Below are 18,299 nucleotides of genomic sequence, written 5' to 3' on the forward strand. Positions count from 1 at the left end.
CTACCTCAATGTCGTCGTAGAAAGCGCTGATCGCAAGAAGGCCGCATTGCTCGCGGTGCTGTGCATCAACTCGGTGACCTTTGCGGCAATAACAGCCTGATCCGCTCCGCCTGCCTCTGCGGCCTTGCCCGCTGCGTCGTAGGCGGCGCGCACGTCCGCACCGGTGATCTCGTAGCCATGCCCGCGGGCGATCCAGTGCAGGGCGATCAGTGCGCAGTTCTGGGCGAACGTCGGTCGTGACGTTGCGAAATCGCGCGCGGCGCGGGTCAGGGTGAGCGGGTCGGTTGGGCTGCGTGCGGCGAGTTCGACCGCCATGTCGAACAGCTCGGCGTCCTTGGCCGCAGCGAACCATTTGCCCTCGCTACCGGGATGTCGCACCACCAGGTCGCGCAGAATGTCGCTATCGCTCTTGTGTGGATAGCGCTTCGCTATCGCGCGAAAGGTCGCGAGGTTGGTTTGGCCGATGTTGGCTGCCAGCGCATATTGTTCGTAAGCATCGTCGATCCGACCCATCGACAACAGGATCGATTCGCATGTCGCCGCGATCCGTGACGACGGCATGTTCCGGCCTTCGGAATCTTGCGCGTAACGCAACGCTTCTTCCATCTTGCCCTGCGCGACCAACGCCTTCGACCGCCCATTCCGGTAGTTCCAGAGCGGCGCGCGTGCCGTGGCCACCAACGTCAGCAATTCTTCGTGGCGGCCGGCCGCGAACAATGAGGCCAGAACGATGATCGTGCCCTTGAAGTATCCGAAACCGGAACGGTCGTTCCACGCCATATGCACGATATGCAGGAAGCGGTCCGCCCATTCATTCGCGATTTCGGCGGACGCACAGAGATCGCCCCAGAAGTCACCGATGTACTCGCTGTACGAAATCTCGTCTTCGTCGATCGCGATCCAAAGCCGCTCCAACCACTTCCGACGCGTGCGAAGGTCAACCTCCGCTTTCGCAATCACCGGCACCAGAGTTTCGATCGCGCGGTTCACCGCCGTGGTCATCGCGCCCGACGAACTATCTACCTGACCGAGCGACGCCGAGATCTTCTCCAAAAATTTCACGGCGCCTTCAGCGGCGACGATCGGTTCGGTACGCGCAACCTTGCGGATCTCGGCGACCGCCTCCTTGATCCGCTTGATCGGCAAATCGGATCGCCAACCGGAGGCGTTGCGACGGAAACGCGAAGCGAACTGCCATGTATGTGTGGACTTGGTCATGCGGTAGTTTCTTGGGTGCGTTGTGATCTGTCGAGGACGCGGAGCATTCCGCCGGTCTGGCTTCTGCTGCGCAGCGCACCACGTGGCTGGACGGCAGAAGCAACTCGAGTTGATCGCTGGCGCCGATTGTCGCTCAACAGCTTCGATTGTGGTGGCCGAATGCATGTGACCAAGTGAAGACCTTTGAAGGTTCACTCTGATCCCGGAGCTGACCGGGGTATCAAATTCGACCAACCTGCGTACAGCTCGCTCGGCGCTACTTCCGAATTGAACAAGCGAAGTAAGCATTTTGTAGGTGCCGCCGCTAGGCTTGATGCGATAGGAAATTCGCACTCTATTGAAGAACCAAATCGGTGAGCGGTGAGGGGAGTATGTCGATTCTGCAAGAAGTACTTGCTTGGACACAGACGCTACCCGCGTGGCAAAGCGATGCCGTTGCGCGCCTACTCACGAAGGGATCCCCAACCAAAGACGACCATGACGACTTGTTCGCGCTCTTGAAACTTACGCATGGCATCCCCGATGCGAAGGGACGGATCCCCAAGCCTCTTACTGCCGAGCAAATTCCGGCGCCGGTCAGTAAGTCCACGCATATCGTGTTGCTGGCGATGAAGGACATGCGCCACGTCAACGCGATTGCGGAGAACCAGCGACTGCCAATCAGCGCCACTGGCATGACCATCATTTATGGTGACAACGGTTCAGGAAAATCGGGATATTCACGCGTCCTAAAACTTGCCTGCCGCGCCCGCGATCAAGCCGAGGCGATCCATCCGAACGCCAATTTGCCGGCCAACATGACCGGGATTGCGAAAGCTATTTTCGAAATCGCGGTGGATGGCGTCGCCAAGGACGTGCTGTGGACACAGGGCAAGGCAGCACCTCCCGAGTTGTCTTCGTTTTCGATCTTTGACGCGCGCTGCGCTCGCGCGTATCTCGACAGCGAAGATGATTTCTCCTATGTCCCCCAAGGTCTCGACGTCTTCGAGGCACTCGCAAAGGTCTGCAAGCAGCTGAAGACATCTCTTGACGCAGAAATCGCGCAGTCTGCCGTTGACCTCTCGGCGTTCGCGCTTCTGCAGGGAGACACGGCAGTCGGCAAATTGATCAGGGCACTTTCCTTTCTACGAACGCCGTCACCAAGGGCGCGGTCCTGGATAGCGCCGTCGTTACCAAACTGCGTGGACTCGCCGACAGCTTTCGTGCAGCGCAGGCGGCTGCAGCTCTTGCTGCCACCGACTTCAAAGAGCGCGAGCGCTTGCTGCCTGGCACCGGCGGCGAAGCTTGGCGAGACCTCTTTGACGCTGCTCGGAAGTTCGCAATCGAATCCCATCCCGGCAAGACTTTCCCTGCGCTGGGCGAAGACGTGCCCTGCCCTCTGTGCCAGCAGCCGCTGGCCGAGGGGGCCGACCGTCTGCAGCGGTTTGAGATTTTCATACAGCAGGAGTCGGAGAAAGCTGCGCAGTCACGCCGTGCCGCCCTATGGCGGCGGAATATAGGCCATTCATGGCGCACAGCTTGGCTCTGAACTTCGACGACGCAACCCACGACGAGATAAACGCTCTGGATCCGCAACTTGCGGCCGACACGAAGGCATTCGAGGCGCAGCTACTCGGCACGTCGAGAAGCCATCAAGTCAGCGGTGATCTCCCACGAGTGGGGTGATGTCCCGGAAGCTTTGGCAAGCCCCGCGACGCGACTGCGGGCGCTCGCCGATAGGCTCAACACCGAGGCCCAGACATTGGAGGACGCGTCCGACGAGAAGTCCCGTGCAGCTCTTCAGAAGCAGTTCGCGGAACTCGATGCGCGAGTCAAGCTGAGACAGATCAGGGACGCAGTAGTCGCAGCAGTAGGCAAACTCATCCACCAGGCTAAGCTCTCCGAGTGCCTCTCGGCAGTGAAGACCAATGCCATTTCGCTTAAGGCATCGGAGATGGCCGAGAAAGTTGTCTCGAAAGAGCTGGCTGATGCGCTGAACCGCGAATTCAAAGCGTTGGGCGTCGGCGCCTTGAGGGTTTCGCTGCAGAGTCGCGCCGACCGCGGCAAGGCATTGCACAAGCTCAAGCTGGAGCTGCCGCAGAACCGTAATCCAGGTGACATTCTGAGCGAAGGCGAACAACGCGCCGTGGCGATCGGCTCATTCCTTGCCGAAGTGGGACTGAGCGGGGGCAACAGCGGAATTGTGTTCGACGACCCCGTGTCCTCGCTCGACCATCGCCGGCGAGAGCGCGTCGCTAAGCGTCTTGCCAAAGAAGCATCCATTCGCCAGACGGTGGTGTTCACCCATGACATCTACTTCCTGTGCCTGCTGATGGAAGAAGCCAAGCTGTCCGGCACGACGATTTCCACGCAAAGCCTCGTCCGCCGCGCCGAGGGATTCGGATTCGCAGATCCAGAACTGCCATTTGAGGGCAAGAGTGCTAGCAAGCGAATCGGCGCGCTGAAAGCTCAGCAGCAGTTGATCGCCAAGCTGCACAGGGACGGCGACGAGCAAGAGCATCGGAAGCAGACTGTAGACGCCTACGTCCGGCTACGCATGACTTGGGAACGTGCCGTCGAGGAGGTTCTACTGCGTGAGGTTGTAATTCCGTTTCCGAAAGGGCGTGGAAACCCAGCGGCTCGCCGGCGTCGTGGTTGACGACGGGGACTACGCGAAGATTAGCGCCGGCATGTCGAGGTGCTCCAACTACGCCCACGATAAAGCTATAGAGGGCGGCATTGCGATTCCCGACCCCGACGAGTTGCTGGCCGACATCAATACGCTGGAAACTTGGCGCTCGGATGTGGAGAAGCGCAGCGTCGAAACAGGCAAGAAGCGCAAGGCAGGTAGCTCGTGATTTTCACGAAATTTCGGCAATTCAGTGGCTAGATGTCCGCTGAGGGTCGATAGCACTCGGTCGGTACACGCGCACAGGAAAGTCGCAGCGCAGAATCCCGCTCGTCAAATTCTGACACCCGAACTAAACACGTCGAGTCCGATTTCAGTCAGGCCCGATGCCGCCGGCTTGCGCCGACAGTTTTGGGCACGAAGTGCCAGGGTCATTCGAGTCGCAAACGCGGACACGGCCGAAAAATCTTGGGCACAGATTGGGCACGAACCGGGCACGGACGGTTTTTGACGACAATTCTCCCCCCCTCGAACGCGCCGAAGCTTGCGACGCGAAGTTCGCTTTTGTGCCCGGTTACCGGGCACAAAAAAGCCCGCATCGATGGCGGGGTGATTGTCGCAAGCAACTGATTCGCTTGCATAATTTGGTGGCTATGGGTGGACTCGAACCACCGACCTCGGCATTATGAGTGCCACGCTCTAACCGGCTGAGCTACATAGCCATTTCGACAAATTCTACTGCTTTGACCCCAGCCTTATGAGTGCCACGCTCTAACCGGCTGAGCTACATAGCCACGGGGGGCGCGCATTGTTGGCATCGGGTGGGTGCTTGTCAAGGACGGAGCCAATGACTGGACGTGCCGGGGCAGCGTCGAGCCGTGTTTCCTTGTCGGCGCTTGCTGCGCTGTGGAAGAATCCTCGCAGTGAATTTTCTGGAGCGGGCCGTGATCGACCCTGACGGCTACCGACCCAATGTGGGCATTGTGCTGATGCACGACGATGGGCGCCTGTTCTGGGCGCGCCGGGTCGGTCGCGACGGCTGGCAGTTCCCGCAGGGCGGCATGAATTCCGACGAAACGCCGCTGGAAGCGATGTATCGCGAGTTGTTCGAGGAAACCGGGCTGCATCCGCACCACGTCGAGGTGCTGGGTTCGACGCCGGGATGGTTGCGATACCGGTTGCCGAAGCGCTTCGTGCGCCGGCGCGAACGACCCACCTGTATCGGCCAGAAGCAGGTCTGGTTCCTGCTGCGCATGCTCGGCGACGAGTCGGAGGTGCGTCTCGACCATTCCGATCGACCCGAGTTCGACTCGTTCACCTGGGTGAATTTCTGGTATCCGGTCGGCAATGTGGTGGACTTCAAACGCGACGTGTACCAGCGCGCTTTGGCGCATCTGGCGGGCGTGGCACGCAAGCATGGCGTCGATCCCGGGCATGCACCGGCTGTCGAACCGCCACCTCTGGTCACTGCACGCTGAATGTCGACACAGAACCTATTGCGAATCACTCGTATTTGCGATTGAATGGCGGCCACGGAGGTTCGCCATGTTCGTGTGTGTCTGCAGTGCAGTGACCGATCGCCAGATCGAACGCGCCATCGCCGGCGGTGCCGATCACTTGGACGCCATCGCCGCGGAGACCGGTGCCGGAGCCTGTTGCGGCAGCTGCCGTCCGCTGCTGCTGGACATCATCGAACAGCACGCAGGCGCACTCCCGCTCGCGGCCTGACCGAGCCTCGCCGTCCCCACGGCAACGGCGTATCCTGCCCCTCCAGCCAACGGAGCGGGCCATGAAAGGCGACCCCAAGACCATCGAGTTCCTCAACAAGGCGTTGACGAACGAACTCACCGCGATCAACCAGTATTTCCTGCACGCGAAGATGTTCGCCAACTGGGGCTTCAAGGAGATCGCGGCGCACGAGCATCATGAATCGATCGACGAGATGAAGCACGCCGACAAGCTGATCGAGCGCATCCTGTTCCTCGATGGCTTGCCGAACCTGCAGCGCCTCGACAAGTTGATGATCGGCGAAAGCCCGCGCGAAGCCTTGCAGTGTGATCTCAAGCTGGAGCTGCAGGCCGTGCCTGATCTCAAGGCCGCGATCGCGCATTGCGAACAGATCGCCGACTATGTGTCTCGCGACCTGTTCGCCGCGATCCTGACCTCGGAAGAGGAACATATCGACTGGATCGAAACCCAGCTGGGCCTGATCGAGCGCCTCGGCGAAGCGCCCTACCTGCAGACCAAGATCGGCGACTGATCGCCGGGCGTCACGGCGCCATCTGCGACAGCAGCTGGCGCAGGTGCAAGGACACGCGCTGGAACTCGTGGGTGAGCTGGGCAACCAGCAACACTGGCTCGCCAATCGTGCCGGAACGCGCGCCGTGCTCGATGCGCTTGGCCATGTCGGCCAGCATCAGGGCACCGAGATTGGCACTGGTCGACTTCAGCGAATGCGCAGGCGCGATCAACCCGTCCAGGTCATTGCTGGTCGCCGCGCGCTCCAGGATCGCCAGGGCCTTCGGCGAATCCTCCAGATAGACGCGCACCAGATCGGCGAACTCGGCGCCCATCATGTCCATGAGGTCGTTGACGATCTGCGCATTGATCGGCGTGGCGTCCGCGTGCGTCGGCGCCGGCGCGATCGGCATCACCGGACGCGCAATCGGCGCCGGTGCCGGCGCCATCGTGCGCGAGGTCGCGCCGGGAGGCAGCCATTTCTGCAGCATCTGCTCCAGCAGGCCGCGATTCAGCGGCTTGCTCATGTAGTCGTCCATTCCCGAAGCAATGCATTTTTCGCGATCGCCGACCATCGCGTTCGCGGTCATTGCGACGATCGGGAACTTCGGCAGCGCGTCCTCGCCCTGCAGCTTGCGGATGTAGCGCGTCGCGGTATAGCCGTCCATGATCGGCATCTGGCAGTCCATCAGCACCGCATCGAACCTGGCGCCGGACTCAAGCTTTTCGACGGCCAATCGACCATTCTCGGCGTGCTCATGGCTGAGGCCGATCAGCGTCAGGAGCCGCTGCGCCACCTGACGATTGACCGGGTTGTCCTCGACCAGCAGCACGTGACCGCCCAGTCCGCCGGCACGCGGTTCTGCGGCCGCATAGACCGGTGCACTGGCCGCAGCAGGGACGGCCGCGACGGGCGCCGCGCCGCCGGCGGGAGCCTCCAGCATCTCGACCTGGACGTTCTGGCTGGTTGCGGTCGGCGTGCCGGTCAGCATCGCCTTCATGGCCGCACGCAGATCGCCGTCACTGAAGCCGCGTTCCAGCACGGTGCAGCGTGGTGCGGTGCGCACCTCTTCGGGAAGCTGGTCGTCGCCGCCGACCGCGATCACGTGCAGTTGCTCGAGTGCCACCTCGCGACTGACGCCGCGCAGGATCGAGAGCGCGGTCGCGCGCATCGATCCGAAATCGAGGACCAGGAAATCGACCGCCATGCTGCCGCCGGCCGACGCCTTGAGCTTGGCGGCCACTTCGGCCGCCGCATTGTTCTGGGTAAAGGGCATCTTCCACGACGTCAGCGTGGTGCCGATCCGTTTCAGGAAGGACTGGTCACCGGTGACGATCAGGGCGCGCGAACCCTCGATCTCGCTGCGCGCCGGCTGCACGTCGCCCAGCGCCTTCAGCAAGGGCACGGTGAACCAGAACACGGACCCCTTGCCGACCTCCGACTTCACGCCGATCTGGCCGCCCATCAGGTCGACGATGCGCTTGCAGATCGACAAGCCGAGGCCGGTGCCGCCGAAGGTCCGCGTGGTCGAGTTGTCGGCCTGCGAGAACTCCTGGAACAGCTTCTTCTGACCTTCCGCGGAAATGCCGACGCCGGTGTCGCGGATCGCGAACAGCAGCTCGGTATGGGTCCGGGTTTCCGAACGCTTGTTGACCTGGATCGCGACCGCACCGCGCTCGGTAAACTTGATCGCGTTGCTGACCAGATTGGTCAGCACCTGGCGCAGCCGCGTCGGGTCGCCGCGCATCGCGAGCCGCACGTTCGGATCGATTGTCGCCGAGTACTGCAAGCTCTTGCTCTCGGCGTTGCGCGCCATCAGGCGGCTGACGCCGTCGACGATTTCCTTGAGGTTGATGCCGGTGGTCTCGAGTTCGAGCTTGTTCGCTTCGAGCTTCGAGAAATCGAGGATGTCATCGACGATCGACAGCAACTGCTTCGAAGACTGATACGCGGTGGTCAGGTATTCCTTCTGGTCCGGCGCGAGCTTGGTGCTGAGCACCAGATCGAGCAGCGGGATGATGCCGTTCAGGGGCGTGCGAATCTCGTGGCTCATGGTCGCGAGAAACTCGCCCTTGGCCATCATCGCCGCTTCGGCATCGACTTTCGCGGAAGTGAGATCGCGCTCGACATTGCGCAGGCGTTCGATCTCGGTTTCCAGTTCGCGTTGATTCGTCGGTGCCACCGATGCCGCCACGGGTGCCGCACGCTGGACCACCGGTGCAGCGATCATCGGCTTCGCTTCGACCGCCTCCAGCAATCGCGTCCAGCGCCGTCGCGCCGACAGCGCCGCAATGATCGCGATGATCGTGAACAGCATGGACGCTCCGGCCGCGGCATAGCGCAGCATCGGCTTGACACGGTCGCCCAGCCCCGTCGCGATCAGCACCGCCGCCATGGCAAGCATGAGCAGGGTAATGACCAGGCCCAAACCAGGCCGTACTGTCGCGTTGCGTTCCGTGCTCGTCATGCCTGCTCCATCATCGTCTGGGTTGCCCGGTCACAAGGCCGAAGCATTGAAATCGAATTCGAGATCCTGGGTCGCCTGTTGCACGAAGTTCCCCTGGATGTAGTCCACACCGGTACTCCACAGCCCCGCAGCGACCTGGGCGTCCTCGACCTGTGGCGCGACGATGCGAATGCCGCGTTCGCGCAGATGGGTGATGGCCTGGCGCAACTCGGCGCGCATCTTCGCGCTCTGCCCGTCGGCACCGGTGTACTTGGCGGCCATCTTCACGTAATCGACGTGCACATGTTGCAGCAACTGGAAATTGGCCATGGTGGCGTCGAAGCTCGACAGGCACAGGCGGATGCCCAGCCGCTTCGCGTTTTCCTGGAAGGACACCAGCTGGCGGATGCGCGCCAAGGCATCGGCGGTGCGGAACTCGATGACCAGATGTTCCGGACTGATGCGCCGCGTCTCGATGCCCTGCTTGAGCCAGGTCAGTCGCTGCGGATCATTCAAGCTGTCGATCGACTGACTCACGAACAGGCGCACCGGGTGACCGTCGCGAGCACGCTCGGAAATGACCAGCAGCGCGCGCGACAGTACCCAGCGATCAACGCCGTGGATCAGCCCGGCGCGCTCGGCCAAGGGCACGACGACCGCGGCCGTGTAGGTACGTCCGCCATCGCCACGCAGGCGCAACAAGGTCTGGAACTGTTCGTCGTGACCGCCGCGCAAGGACGCGATCGGCTGGAACAGCAACTGGAAGCTCTCGTTGCGGATGGCCTCGCGGATCGCGCCGACCAGCATGTCTTCGTCGGCATCGCCGGCCTGGCTGATCTGGGTCTGGAACAGCGCGACGCGCTGGTCCGGATCCTGGCGGGCAATCACGCAGGCACGCTCGGCCGCATTGACCATCGCGGCCGCTTCGCCGAGGTTCTGCGCAAACGTCGCGACGCCGATCGCAATCGCCAGGGTGATGCTGCGGTCACCGATCTCGAACACGTGCTGGTCGAAGGCCATGCGCACGTTGTTCGCCAACACCAGCAGTTCGGCCTCCGAGAGCTCGGGCACCAGTCCGATGAAACTGGTATCACCAAAGCGCGCACAGACATCGCGCGACTGCACCAACCCGGTCAACAGCGCGCCGGCCTGTCCCATCAACTGGTCAAAGGCGGACAAGCCGATGCGCTCACGGATGTTCTGCGCGCCGTCGACCAGCAGGAACAGCAAGCCGCCGCCCATCCGGTGCGCCTCGTCGTGCGCCAGCGACTCGCCCAGACGTTCCAGGACATGGGCGCGGTCGTACAGTCCGGTCACCGGATCACGCGGGTTGTGCGCCTGCACGCGCTTGCTGGTGACGCGCGCACGGCGCACGCGATTGGTCACGGCGGAAATCAGGTGCTTCGGGCGAATCGGCTTCTCGAGATAGTCGTCGCCACCGGCCGACAAGGCGTCGAAGCGCTTTTCCTCGTCATGCTCGCCGGACAGGAACACGATCGGGACATTGGTATAGGCCTCGCGCTCGCGGATCAGCGTGGTCAGTTCCATGCCGTCGCAATCGGGCATGTACAAGTCCATCAGGATCAGTTCCGGGCGAAACGCGTTCAGCTCTTCCAGCGCGGAGATCGGATCCATCACCGCGCGCGTCTCCATGCCGGCCTTGCGCAGGATCGACTCGGCGAACAGTGCCTGCGAACGATCGTCCTCGATGATGAGCACGCGGAACGGCTCGCCGCTCTCGCCGTCGAGCAGTTCCTCGATGCGCGTGAGCGCGTCGCCGGCCGGCACCGGCAGGGTGATGAAGGCATCGGCACCGGCACGCATCGCCTTCAGGCGCGTGGCGATGTCGTTGTTGTCGGCGAACACGACCAGTGCGACTTTCTGGCTGGTGCGGGCGCGCGCCAGGCGCAGGCTGTCGCCGATCGCGTCGAGCTGCGGCAGGAACGCGGCATCGACGATGACCATCGCCGGCGCAAACGCGCCCAGCATTTCGCGCAGCGTTTCGGCATCCTCGATCAGATCGAACGGATAGCGCGAGTTCTCGAGCTTCTGGTCGATCTCGGACGCAAACGCACTGCCATCACCGAGGTGATAGATGCGCTTCTCGGCATTGGCCCGGATCGGCTTCGACTGCGTTCGCGCCGGCGCCGGCGCCGGGCTGGATGGCGCGATCGCAGCCGCAGGTCCGGACCCGATCGCAGTGACGGTTGCACGCGCCGCGGCGTGCGCTTCCATCGATGCCTTTGGTGCCGCGATGGCCGAGGCCACGGCGCTGTCGACATCACCGACGCCCCAGCGGCGCCAGTACTCGCGCGGCGGAATCACCAGGGTCTGGATACCGCCCCGCTCGGCCACCAGGGGCCCGGTCGTTCCCGGTGCCATCACCGCGACCTTTTCCGGTACGTGTTTCGCGATCAATGCGCCGAGCGCATCGACGACACGCTGGAACTGCGGAAGCTCGGTCGCGTCCGGAAGCGTCAGGCGCTCAAGATGCGGCGCAACAAACGTCTCGATGCCGTAGAGAATTTCGCCGGCATCGAGCACGCCGTAGCGCCCACAGGCACCGGCCAGTGCCTGCACATCGTGGAAGAACACGGTGAGCACATTGACGTCCCAGCCCTGCATCGTCAGGCGACGCGCGCGCCGGTGCACGGTGTCCAGACGCTTCGGCAGCGTCTTCACGAACACTTGGCGGAGTTCGGCGCTTTGTTGGGACTCGTCCGGACTGAGCATTGCAGGCGATCTCGGCGGGTCGCCGGACTATATAGCAGGGGCAGACAAGCCGCACCCCGGTCCACGCTCAGAACGGCCGAACCACCACGAGGATCACGATGCCGATCAGCAGCAGTGCCGGCACTTCGTTGTAGATGCGGAACCAGCGCCCGCTGCGGCTATTGCGACGCTCGCGGAAGCGGCGCACGAACATGGCCATGCTGGCGTGGTAAGCGATCAGCACCATGACCAGCGTCAGCTTCGCGTGTAGCCAACCCTGCCTGAGATACTCCGGCGCCAGCGACAGCCACCCGACCAGCAGGGCGACGCCGAAAACGATCGCGAGCGCAGCGCCGAGATGGGTGATGCCGAGCAGGCGTCGCTCCATCACCACGAAGCGGTCGTGGGACGCCTGGTCGGCCACATCGACGTGGTACACGAACAGTCGCGGCAGGTAGAACAGCCCGGCGAACCAGGTCACCACGAAGATGATGTGGAAGGCCTTGAGCCAGAGCATCAGGCGACCGCAGCCCGCACCCGGCGCGCAACATGCCGTGCCAGGCGATACAGCAGCACGATGCTGACGATGAATGCGATCGTCGCGACCACCAGCAGCGCCAGCGCCCACAGCGGATGCGCAACGGCGAGTGCCAGGGCGGCCAACACGAGCCCGTCCTCGGCGATCGAGGCGGTCCAGTTGCTGGCCGGTTCGGGCGACGTGTTGATCAACGCCCGCGTGCCGCTTTTCAAGCCATGACTCAAAGCCGCAACGGTGCCGCCGAGAACCATGCCGGTGACGCTGGCCTCGCCGCCATCGGTGGGCAGCGCGATGCCGCCGAGAAACGCGCCCGCGGGGATTCGGACCAGGGTGTGCACGAGATCCCAAACGGAATCGACGCCGGGCAGCTTGTCGGTCAGGAACTCGACGAGCGCGAGTGCGCCGCAGACACCCAGCACCACCGGCGACTTCGCCAATGCGATCGACTCCGGCAAATCCATCCAGCCGAGATAGCCGGCGAGCCCGACCCCGAAAATCGTGAGGTACACACGTACGCCGGCCAGCCAGGCCAGCACGATGCCCAACGCGAATGGTGCAGCGGGGTGCGTCGAAATATCGATCATGTTCCGCAGTATAGCCTTCGATGTTCGAACGCGCGGCAACAACAGCACGCGGCCGATTGATTTTCCGGATGCGAAAAAACCCGCTTGCGTTCGTGGATCGCATCGCTAGACTCCCCACCCCCGTTTGCACTCGCATGCTTGCGGCGCACAAGAACCAACAACAAGAAGCAGCACGATGAATGCGTTCCAGCCCCTGCGTGTCGAAACGGCCACAACACCCGAGTCCGCTCCGGCGTTGAGCGAGTGCGTGGCGCGCGCGGTGCGCCGTTACCTCGCGCATTCGGGCAAGGACTGCGCCCAGGACCTGTATCGCCTGGTGCTCGCCGATGTCGAAGCGCCGATGCTGCGCGAGACGTTGCGCCACACCGACGGCAACCTGACGCGTGCCGCGGAACTGCTGGGCATCACCCGCGCGACGCTGCGCAAGAAGATGGCCGAGCACCGCCTCGGATAAGCCAGACCGGCGCGCGCCGACCCGGCCTTATACTGCGCGCCTCCCAAGGCACCGGAAAGTCCCCATGACCGCGTCAACGACCGTGGCCGTGCGCCGCGCGCTGCTGTCCGTCTCCGACAAGACGGGTTTGATCGACCTCGCCCGCGCACTGGCCGCACGCGGCATCGAGTTGCTCTCAACCGGCGGCACCGCGAAAGCGATCCGGGACGCCGGCCTGCCGGTCAATGACGTGTCCGACCTCACCGGCTTCCCCGAGATCATGGACGGCCGCGTCAAGACGCTGCACCCGAGGGTGCATGGCGGCCTGCTCGGGCGCCGCGGCCTGGACGATGCGGTCATGGCCGAGCACGGCATCGCGCCGATCGACTTGCTGGTATTGAATCTGTATCCGTTCGAACGCGTGTCGATGGACCCGGACAGCACGTTCGCCGACATCGTCGAGAACATCGACATCGGCGGCCCGGCCATGTTGCGTGCCGCAGCCAAGAACTTCGCCCATGTCGCGGTTGCGACCGATCCTTCGCAATACGCCGGGTTGCTGGCCGAACTCGATGCGAACAACGGCGCGCTGTCCGCGAAGACGCGTTTCGCGCTCGCGGTCGCCGCGTTCAACCGCGTCGCGCAGTACGACGCCTTCATCAGCAACTATTTGTCCGCCGTGCAGGACGACGGCTCGCTCGCGCTGTTCTCGGGCCAGAGCAACGGCAACTTCGTCAAGGTGATGGACTTGCGCTACGGCGAGAATCCGCACCAGCAGGCGGCGTTCTACCGAGACCTTTGGCCGGTTCCGGGCACGCTCGCGACCTTCACCCAATTGCAGGGCAAGGAACTGAGCTACAACAACATTGCCGATGCGGACGCGGCCTGGGAGTGCGTGCGCCAGTTCGAGCAACCGGCCTGCGTGATCGTCAAGCACGCCAATCCCTGTGGTGTCGCCGTGGGTGCGAGCTGCGCCGATACCTACGAGGCCGCATACGCCACCGATCCGACGTCGGCCTTCGGCGGCATCCTCGCGTTCAACACGACGCTCGATGGCGCGACCGCGAAGACCATCCTCGACCGCCAGTTCGTCGAGGTGCTGATCGCGCCCGATTACGACGACGCAGCACTCGCCTACTGCACGAAAAAGGCCAACGTGCGCGTGCTGCGCATCCCGCACGGCGCCGGAAAGAACAACATCGACGTGAAGCGCGTCGGCTCGGGCCTGCTGATGCAGACCGCCGACATTCGCGAAGTCACCCGCGATGAACTGAAGGTCGTGAGCGCGCGCGCGCCGAGCGAATCGGAATTGAACGATCTGTTGTTCGCGTGGCGGGTCGCCAAGTACGTGAAATCGAACGCCATCGTGTACGCGAAGGACCGCCGCACCATCGGGGTCGGCGCCGGCCAGATGAGCCGCGTCGTCAGCGCGAAGATCGCCGGCCTGAAAGCCGAGGAGGCCGGCCTGGTCGTGCCGGGTTCGGTGATGGCGTCGGATGCGTTCTTCCCTTTCCGGGACGGCATCGATGCCGCCGCGCAGGCCGGCATCTGCGCCGTGATACAGCCCGGCGGATCGATGCGCGATGCCGAGGTGATCGCCGCTGCGAACGACCACGGCCTGGCCATGGTCTTCACCGGCATTCGCCATTTCCGTCACTGAGCGAGGCGAGGGTTCATGAAGATTCTGGTGATCGGTTCCGGCGGGCGCGAACACGCGCTGGCCTGGCGATTGAAGCAGTCGATCCGCGTCTCGGAGGTGATTGTCGCGCCCGGCAATGCCGGCACCGCGCGTGACCACGGCCTGCGCAATGCCGACGTGCGGGTCGATGACATCGAGGGTCTGCTGGCACTGGCGCAGCGCGAGCACATCGATCTGACCGTCGTTGGTCCGGAAGTGCCGCTGGTACTCGGCGTCGTCGATCGCTTCCGCGATGCCGGGCTGCGCATCTTCGGCCCGCGCGCCGCTGCGGCCCAGCTCGAAGGCTCGAAAGCCTACGCCAAGGATTTTCTCGCGCGCCACCGGATTCCGACCGCGAAGTATCAGGTGTTCACCGCGCTCGAACCGGCGCTCGCCTACGTGCGCCGCGAAGGCGCGCCGATCGTGATCAAGGCCGACGGGCTCGCGGCCGGCAAGGGCGTCGTGGTCGCGCTCACGCTCGGCGATGCCGAACAGGCGCTGCGCGACATGCTCGGCGGCCAGCGTCTCGGCGACGCCGGTGCGCGCGTCGTCGTCGAGGAATTTCTGGAGGGCGAGGAAGCCAGTTTCATCGCCATGTGCGACGGTGAGCACGCGTTGGCGATGGCGACCAGCCAGGACCACAAGCGCGCGTTCGACGGCGACCTCGGTCCGAACACCGGCGGCATGGGCGCCTATTCGCCGGCGCCGGTGGTCACGCCGGAGATCCACCAACGCGTCATGGACACGGTGATCCTGCCGACCCTGGCCGGCATGCGCCAGGACGGCCGGCCCTTCATCGGATTCCTGTACGCCGGGCTCATGATCAACGCGCGCAACGAGATCAAGGTGCTCGAGTTCAACGTGCGCTTCGGTGATCCCGAGACGCAGCCGATCCTGCTGCGCCTGCAGTCCGACCTCGTCGATCTGCTCGAAGCCGCACTCGATGGCCGACTGCATGAAGTGACGGCCACCTGGGACCCACGCCCGGCGATCGGCGTCGTGTTGGCCGCACACGGTTATCCGGCCACGGTGCGCAATGGCGACGTGATCCGCGGCCTCGACGCCACCCACGCGCCGGACACCAAGATCTTCCATGCCGGCACGAAACTCGACGGCGCGAACGTCGTCACCGCCGGCGGCCGCGTGCTCACCGTCTGCGCCCTCGGCAGCGACATCGTCGACGCGCGGGCCAAGGCCTACGCCGAAATCGACCAACTCCGCATCGACGGGGCGCACTGGCGCCGCGACATCGCGCATCGTGCGATCGGGCGCAGTTGATCGGCGCGGTCCCGGCGCTGGCATCACCCACTGACAACCTCCGCCCCTGGACGGAGGTCTTGCGGCGGAGGGCTCTCTTAGACTCACCGGTCAACCGTCGCTGGCACGGTGGGAACGGAGTGCCATCGTGGCCGACTCATTGACCTTACGCACGGCGCTCGCCGCCGCCATTTCGCTCGCGCTGTGCGCAGCGCCGACCGCATTCGCGGCCGACGCGGACGCGGACCCCGTCGATCAGGCGCACGACGACACCGCCGCGCATCGCACCGAGCAAGTGGTGGTTTCCGCGAAAGGCACTGCTGCGGATGTGCCGGACGCGCTGGCGACGGAGATCGTGCAGGTCGAGGATGCGATCGCACGACCATCCGATCTCCAGGACCTGATCACGCGCATGCCGGGCGTCGGTTCGACCGGCCAGAACGGCATCTTCGAGACCTTCTCGATCCGTGGCAGCGGTGCGAACAACATCGGCATCCTGTTCGCGGGCATGCCCCTGACCTCGCAACGTCGCGCCGGCGTGCCGGTGTCATTCGTCGAACCCGCATTGCTCGGTGCCGTCGCGGTCACGCGTGGTCCAGCGGTCGTGCACTATGGCCCGGGCGCGCTCGGCGGCGCGGTCTCGATCGAACCCCGCTGGTTCGCGCTGCCGTACGCGAGCGCGAGCTACGCAACCGGTGGCGACGAGTCCGTCGTCGCAGCAGGGTTCGGCAGCGACACCTTTTCGCTCGGCGCCGCGCATCACCGGGCGAACGACACGCAAGCCCCCGATGGCACGCCGCTGCATACGCGATTCGAGCGTGCGAGCGCGGTCGTGCAGTTCCGCACCCAGCGCGACGATCTCGAATTCGACGCGATGCTGTCGCCTTCGCGCAGCGAGGACATCGGCAAGTCGAACAGCCGCTTTCCGGCGCGCGACACGATCTATCCCCACGACGACCATACCGTCGGGCGCCTGCGCGTACGTCATGCCAACGGCTTCGAGGCCAGTGTCCAGGGCCACGCCCAGGACCTGCGGACCTGGAACCGGCGCCCCGGTGTCGCCGACACCTTCGCCGACGTGCAGAGCCTCGATCTCGGCGCGACCGTGCAGCAGACCATCGACACCGGCGATGTCGTGCACAACGTCGGTCTCGAATATCTGGGCCGGCGCGATGTCGATGCCTTCGATGCCAGCGGCACGCTGGGCAACCGTCGCTATACCCTGCGCGATGCGAGCGAACAGGGCTGGTCGCTGTTCGCGATCAGCGACTGGGCCGTCGCAGCGGACGTCGCGCTGGAATTCGGTGCGCGCCACTCCACCATCGACCAGACGCAAGCCGGCGCGCATCGCGACGACGGCGATACCGGCCTGACCGCAGGTGCGGTCTGGACACCGGGCGACACACACCGTTTCAGCCTCAACATCGCCAGCGGCTATCGCTTCGCGACGCTGGAGGAACGTTTCTTCAGCGGCGTCACCGCGCAGGGCGACGTCGTCGGCAATCCGGATCTCGGTTCGGAACGTTCGCTCGGTGTCGATCTCGGCCATGCCTGGAGCCGCGGCGAGTGGCATGGCGAGGCCCATCTGTGGCGCACCGATGTCGACGAGCTGATCCAGCTCACTGCAGTCGCGCCGGGCATCAACGGCTTCGAAAACGTCAGCGCCGCCCGACTGTGGGGCGCCGAGGCCATGCTCGGCTGGAACCCGATCGACGACCTCGGGTTGCGCGGCAGCGTGGCCGTCGTCCGCAGCCGTGACGAACGCACCGGCCAGCCGCTGTTCGGCAGCCCGCCGGTCACGACCGAGCTTGAAGCCAAGTACCACGTCAACGCCGCCTGGACGATCGGCGCCCGCTACATGCACCGCTGGAAGCTCGACCGACCCGGCTTCGAGGAAGTGGCGCGTGGTGCAGTCGACCTCGTCGACGCCGAGCTCAGCTACGACCTCGGCGGCGGTCTGGGGATCGGCCTCTACGCGCAGAACCTGTTCGACGAGCGCTATTTCGCAACCGCGGACGCGCTGTCGGCGCTGGCACCGGAACGCTCGTTCGGCGTGCAGATGACCTGGCAAGCGCACTGACGCGGGGCCGGTCAAGGCAGATGGCGCTTCTCGAACTGCAGGCAGTGATGCCCGTCGCGGTAGTGGTACTCGAAATGGTCGGTCAGTGACTTGATCAGGTGGATGCCCAGCCCCCCGATATCGCGCAGCGAGATCGGGGTATGCGTATTCGGGCGCTCCTGGCGATCCGGCCTGAAGGCGAACGCGCGATAGGCGAATTGCGCCTGCACCCGGTCCGGCTGCAGTGCAACGCGCACGAAGATCGGTTCACGCACCGCGCCGGCATGGTGGACCGCGTTGGCCAGAATCTCGTCGCAACAGACCTGCAAGGCGCGCAACACCGGCTCGGGCACGCCGCATGCCGGCAGCCATCGGTCCAGGGTGCCATTCAGCAGTGCGACCGAGGGCAGCTCGCGCGCCAGTTCGAACTCGCGCACCCGCAGACCCAGCTCCGCGCTGTCAACCGAATCGTCCACCGGCACCTCGCGCCGGGGATGCTCGCCAAGCCGGACGGGAAACGCAACTAC

Annotated in this window: 13 protein-coding genes, 1 tRNA gene and 1 pseudogene; 8 read left to right on the plus strand and 7 right to left on the minus strand. The window is 64.3% G+C overall.

Annotation, left to right across the window (positions count from 1 at the left end; translation table 11 throughout):
- A complete protein-coding gene (locus tag IPP28_00445) occupies positions 1–1,218 on the minus strand; it encodes a hypothetical protein (protein MBL0039531.1) in 1,218 nt (405 codons plus the stop codon).
- A gap of 371 nt (positions 1,219–1,589) precedes the next feature.
- Here IPP28_00445 and IPP28_00450 point away from each other — a divergent pair.
- Positions 1,590–4,055 (plus strand): annotated as a pseudogene (locus IPP28_00450) (AAA family ATPase).
- A 416-nt stretch (positions 4,056–4,471) separates the two neighbouring features.
- Here the strand turns inward: IPP28_00450 and IPP28_00455 are convergent.
- A tRNA-Met gene (locus tag IPP28_00455) sits at positions 4,472–4,548 on the minus strand.
- Positions 4,549–4,770: 222 nt separating this feature from the next.
- Between IPP28_00455 and IPP28_00460 the strand changes: the two genes are divergently transcribed.
- From IPP28_00460 to bfr, 3 genes are all read left to right on the plus strand, one after another.
- Positions 4,771–5,304 carry an RNA pyrophosphohydrolase gene (locus IPP28_00460; protein ID MBL0039532.1) on the plus strand — a complete coding sequence of 178 codons (534 nt, stop codon included), beginning with the start codon at positions 4,771–4,773 and terminating at the stop codon, positions 5,302–5,304.
- The gene (locus IPP28_00465; GenBank protein MBL0039533.1) at positions 5,261–5,554 is read left to right on the plus strand and encodes a (2Fe-2S)-binding protein; all 294 of its coding nucleotides are present in this window, start codon (positions 5,261–5,263) and stop codon (positions 5,552–5,554) included. The genes IPP28_00460 and IPP28_00465 overlap by 44 nt, the downstream gene beginning before the upstream one ends.
- Positions 5,555–5,615: 61 nt before the next feature.
- Positions 5,616–6,086 carry a bacterioferritin gene (bfr, locus tag IPP28_00470; protein ID MBL0039534.1) on the plus strand — a complete coding sequence of 157 codons (471 nt, stop codon included), beginning with the start codon at positions 5,616–5,618 and terminating at the stop codon, positions 6,084–6,086.
- 10 nt (positions 6,087–6,096) lie between these two features.
- Here the strand turns inward: bfr and IPP28_00475 are convergent, their stop codons facing one another.
- The 4 genes from IPP28_00475 to IPP28_00490 all read right to left on the minus strand — a co-directional run bounded on the left by IPP28_00475 (position 6,097) and on the right by IPP28_00490 (position 12,345).
- Positions 6,097–8,532, minus strand: a complete 2,436-nt coding sequence (locus IPP28_00475; protein ID MBL0039535.1) for a response regulator — start codon at positions 8,530–8,532, stop codon at positions 6,097–6,099.
- Positions 8,533–8,562: 30 nt separating this feature from the next.
- Positions 8,563–11,193: an EAL domain-containing protein gene (locus IPP28_00480; protein MBL0039536.1), complete on the minus strand. Its 2,631-nt coding sequence runs from the start codon at positions 11,191–11,193 to the stop codon at positions 8,563–8,565.
- A gap of 118 nt (positions 11,194–11,311) precedes the next feature.
- Positions 11,312–11,740, minus strand: coding sequence for a CopD family protein (locus tag IPP28_00485; GenBank protein ID MBL0039537.1), 429 nt, complete (start codon positions 11,738–11,740; stop codon positions 11,312–11,314).
- Complete coding sequence (locus IPP28_00490; protein MBL0039538.1) at positions 11,740–12,345, minus strand: DUF4126 domain-containing protein; 606 nt, start codon at positions 12,343–12,345, stop codon at positions 11,740–11,742. Before IPP28_00490 ends, IPP28_00485 begins: the two co-directional genes overlap by 1 nt.
- 175 nt (positions 12,346–12,520) lie before the next feature.
- Between IPP28_00490 and IPP28_00495 the strand changes: the two genes are divergently transcribed.
- The 4 genes from IPP28_00495 to IPP28_00510 all read left to right on the plus strand — a co-directional run bounded on the left by IPP28_00495 (position 12,521) and on the right by IPP28_00510 (position 17,793).
- Complete coding sequence (locus IPP28_00495) at positions 12,521–12,799, plus strand: DNA-binding protein (protein ID MBL0039539.1); 279 nt, start codon at positions 12,521–12,523, stop codon at positions 12,797–12,799.
- A gap of 64 nt (positions 12,800–12,863) precedes the next feature.
- A complete protein-coding gene (purH, locus tag IPP28_00500; protein ID MBL0039540.1) occupies positions 12,864–14,438 on the plus strand; it encodes a bifunctional phosphoribosylaminoimidazolecarboxamide formyltransferase/IMP cyclohydrolase in 1,575 nt (524 codons plus the stop codon).
- Positions 14,439–14,453: 15 nt separating this feature from the next.
- Positions 14,454–15,734: a phosphoribosylamine--glycine ligase gene (gene purD, locus IPP28_00505; protein MBL0039541.1), complete on the plus strand. Its 1,281-nt coding sequence runs from the start codon at positions 14,454–14,456 to the stop codon at positions 15,732–15,734.
- 127 nt (positions 15,735–15,861) lie between these two features.
- The gene (locus tag IPP28_00510) at positions 15,862–17,793 is read left to right on the plus strand and encodes a TonB-dependent receptor (protein MBL0039542.1); all 1,932 of its coding nucleotides are present in this window, start codon (positions 15,862–15,864) and stop codon (positions 17,791–17,793) included.
- 11 nt (positions 17,794–17,804) lie between these two features.
- Here the strand turns inward: IPP28_00510 and IPP28_00515 are convergent, their stop codons facing one another.
- A complete protein-coding gene (locus IPP28_00515; protein MBL0039543.1) occupies positions 17,805–18,248 on the minus strand; it encodes an ATP-binding protein in 444 nt (147 codons plus the stop codon).
- Between the last annotated feature and the right edge of the window lie 51 nt (positions 18,249–18,299).

This window comes from Lysobacterales bacterium (assembly GCA_016721845.1).
Lineage (GTDB): Bacteria > Pseudomonadota > Gammaproteobacteria > Xanthomonadales > Ahniellaceae > JADKHK01.

Excerpts from the sequence above, each read along its gene's own strand:
- IPP28_00445 (MBL0039531.1), bottom strand. The coding sequence starts at position 1,218 with ATGACCAAGTCCACACATACATGGCAGTTCGCTTCGCGTTTCCGTCGC.
- IPP28_00465 (MBL0039533.1), top strand. The coding sequence starts at position 5,261 with ATGCACCGGCTGTCGAACCGCCACCTCTGGTCACTGCACGCTGAATGT.
- bfr (MBL0039534.1), top strand. The coding sequence starts at position 5,616 with ATGAAAGGCGACCCCAAGACCATCGAGTTCCTCAACAAGGCGTTGACG.
- IPP28_00475 (MBL0039535.1), bottom strand. The coding sequence starts at position 8,532 with ATGACGAGCACGGAACGCAACGCGACAGTACGGCCTGGTTTGGGCCTG.
- IPP28_00485 (MBL0039537.1), bottom strand. The coding sequence starts at position 11,740 with ATGCTCTGGCTCAAGGCCTTCCACATCATCTTCGTGGTGACCTGGTTC.
- IPP28_00490 (MBL0039538.1), bottom strand. The coding sequence starts at position 12,345 with ATGATCGATATTTCGACGCACCCCGCTGCACCATTCGCGTTGGGCATC.
- IPP28_00495 (MBL0039539.1), top strand. The coding sequence starts at position 12,521 with ATGAATGCGTTCCAGCCCCTGCGTGTCGAAACGGCCACAACACCCGAG.
- purH (MBL0039540.1), top strand. The coding sequence starts at position 12,864 with ATGACCGCGTCAACGACCGTGGCCGTGCGCCGCGCGCTGCTGTCCGTC.
- purD (MBL0039541.1), top strand. The coding sequence starts at position 14,454 with ATGAAGATTCTGGTGATCGGTTCCGGCGGGCGCGAACACGCGCTGGCC.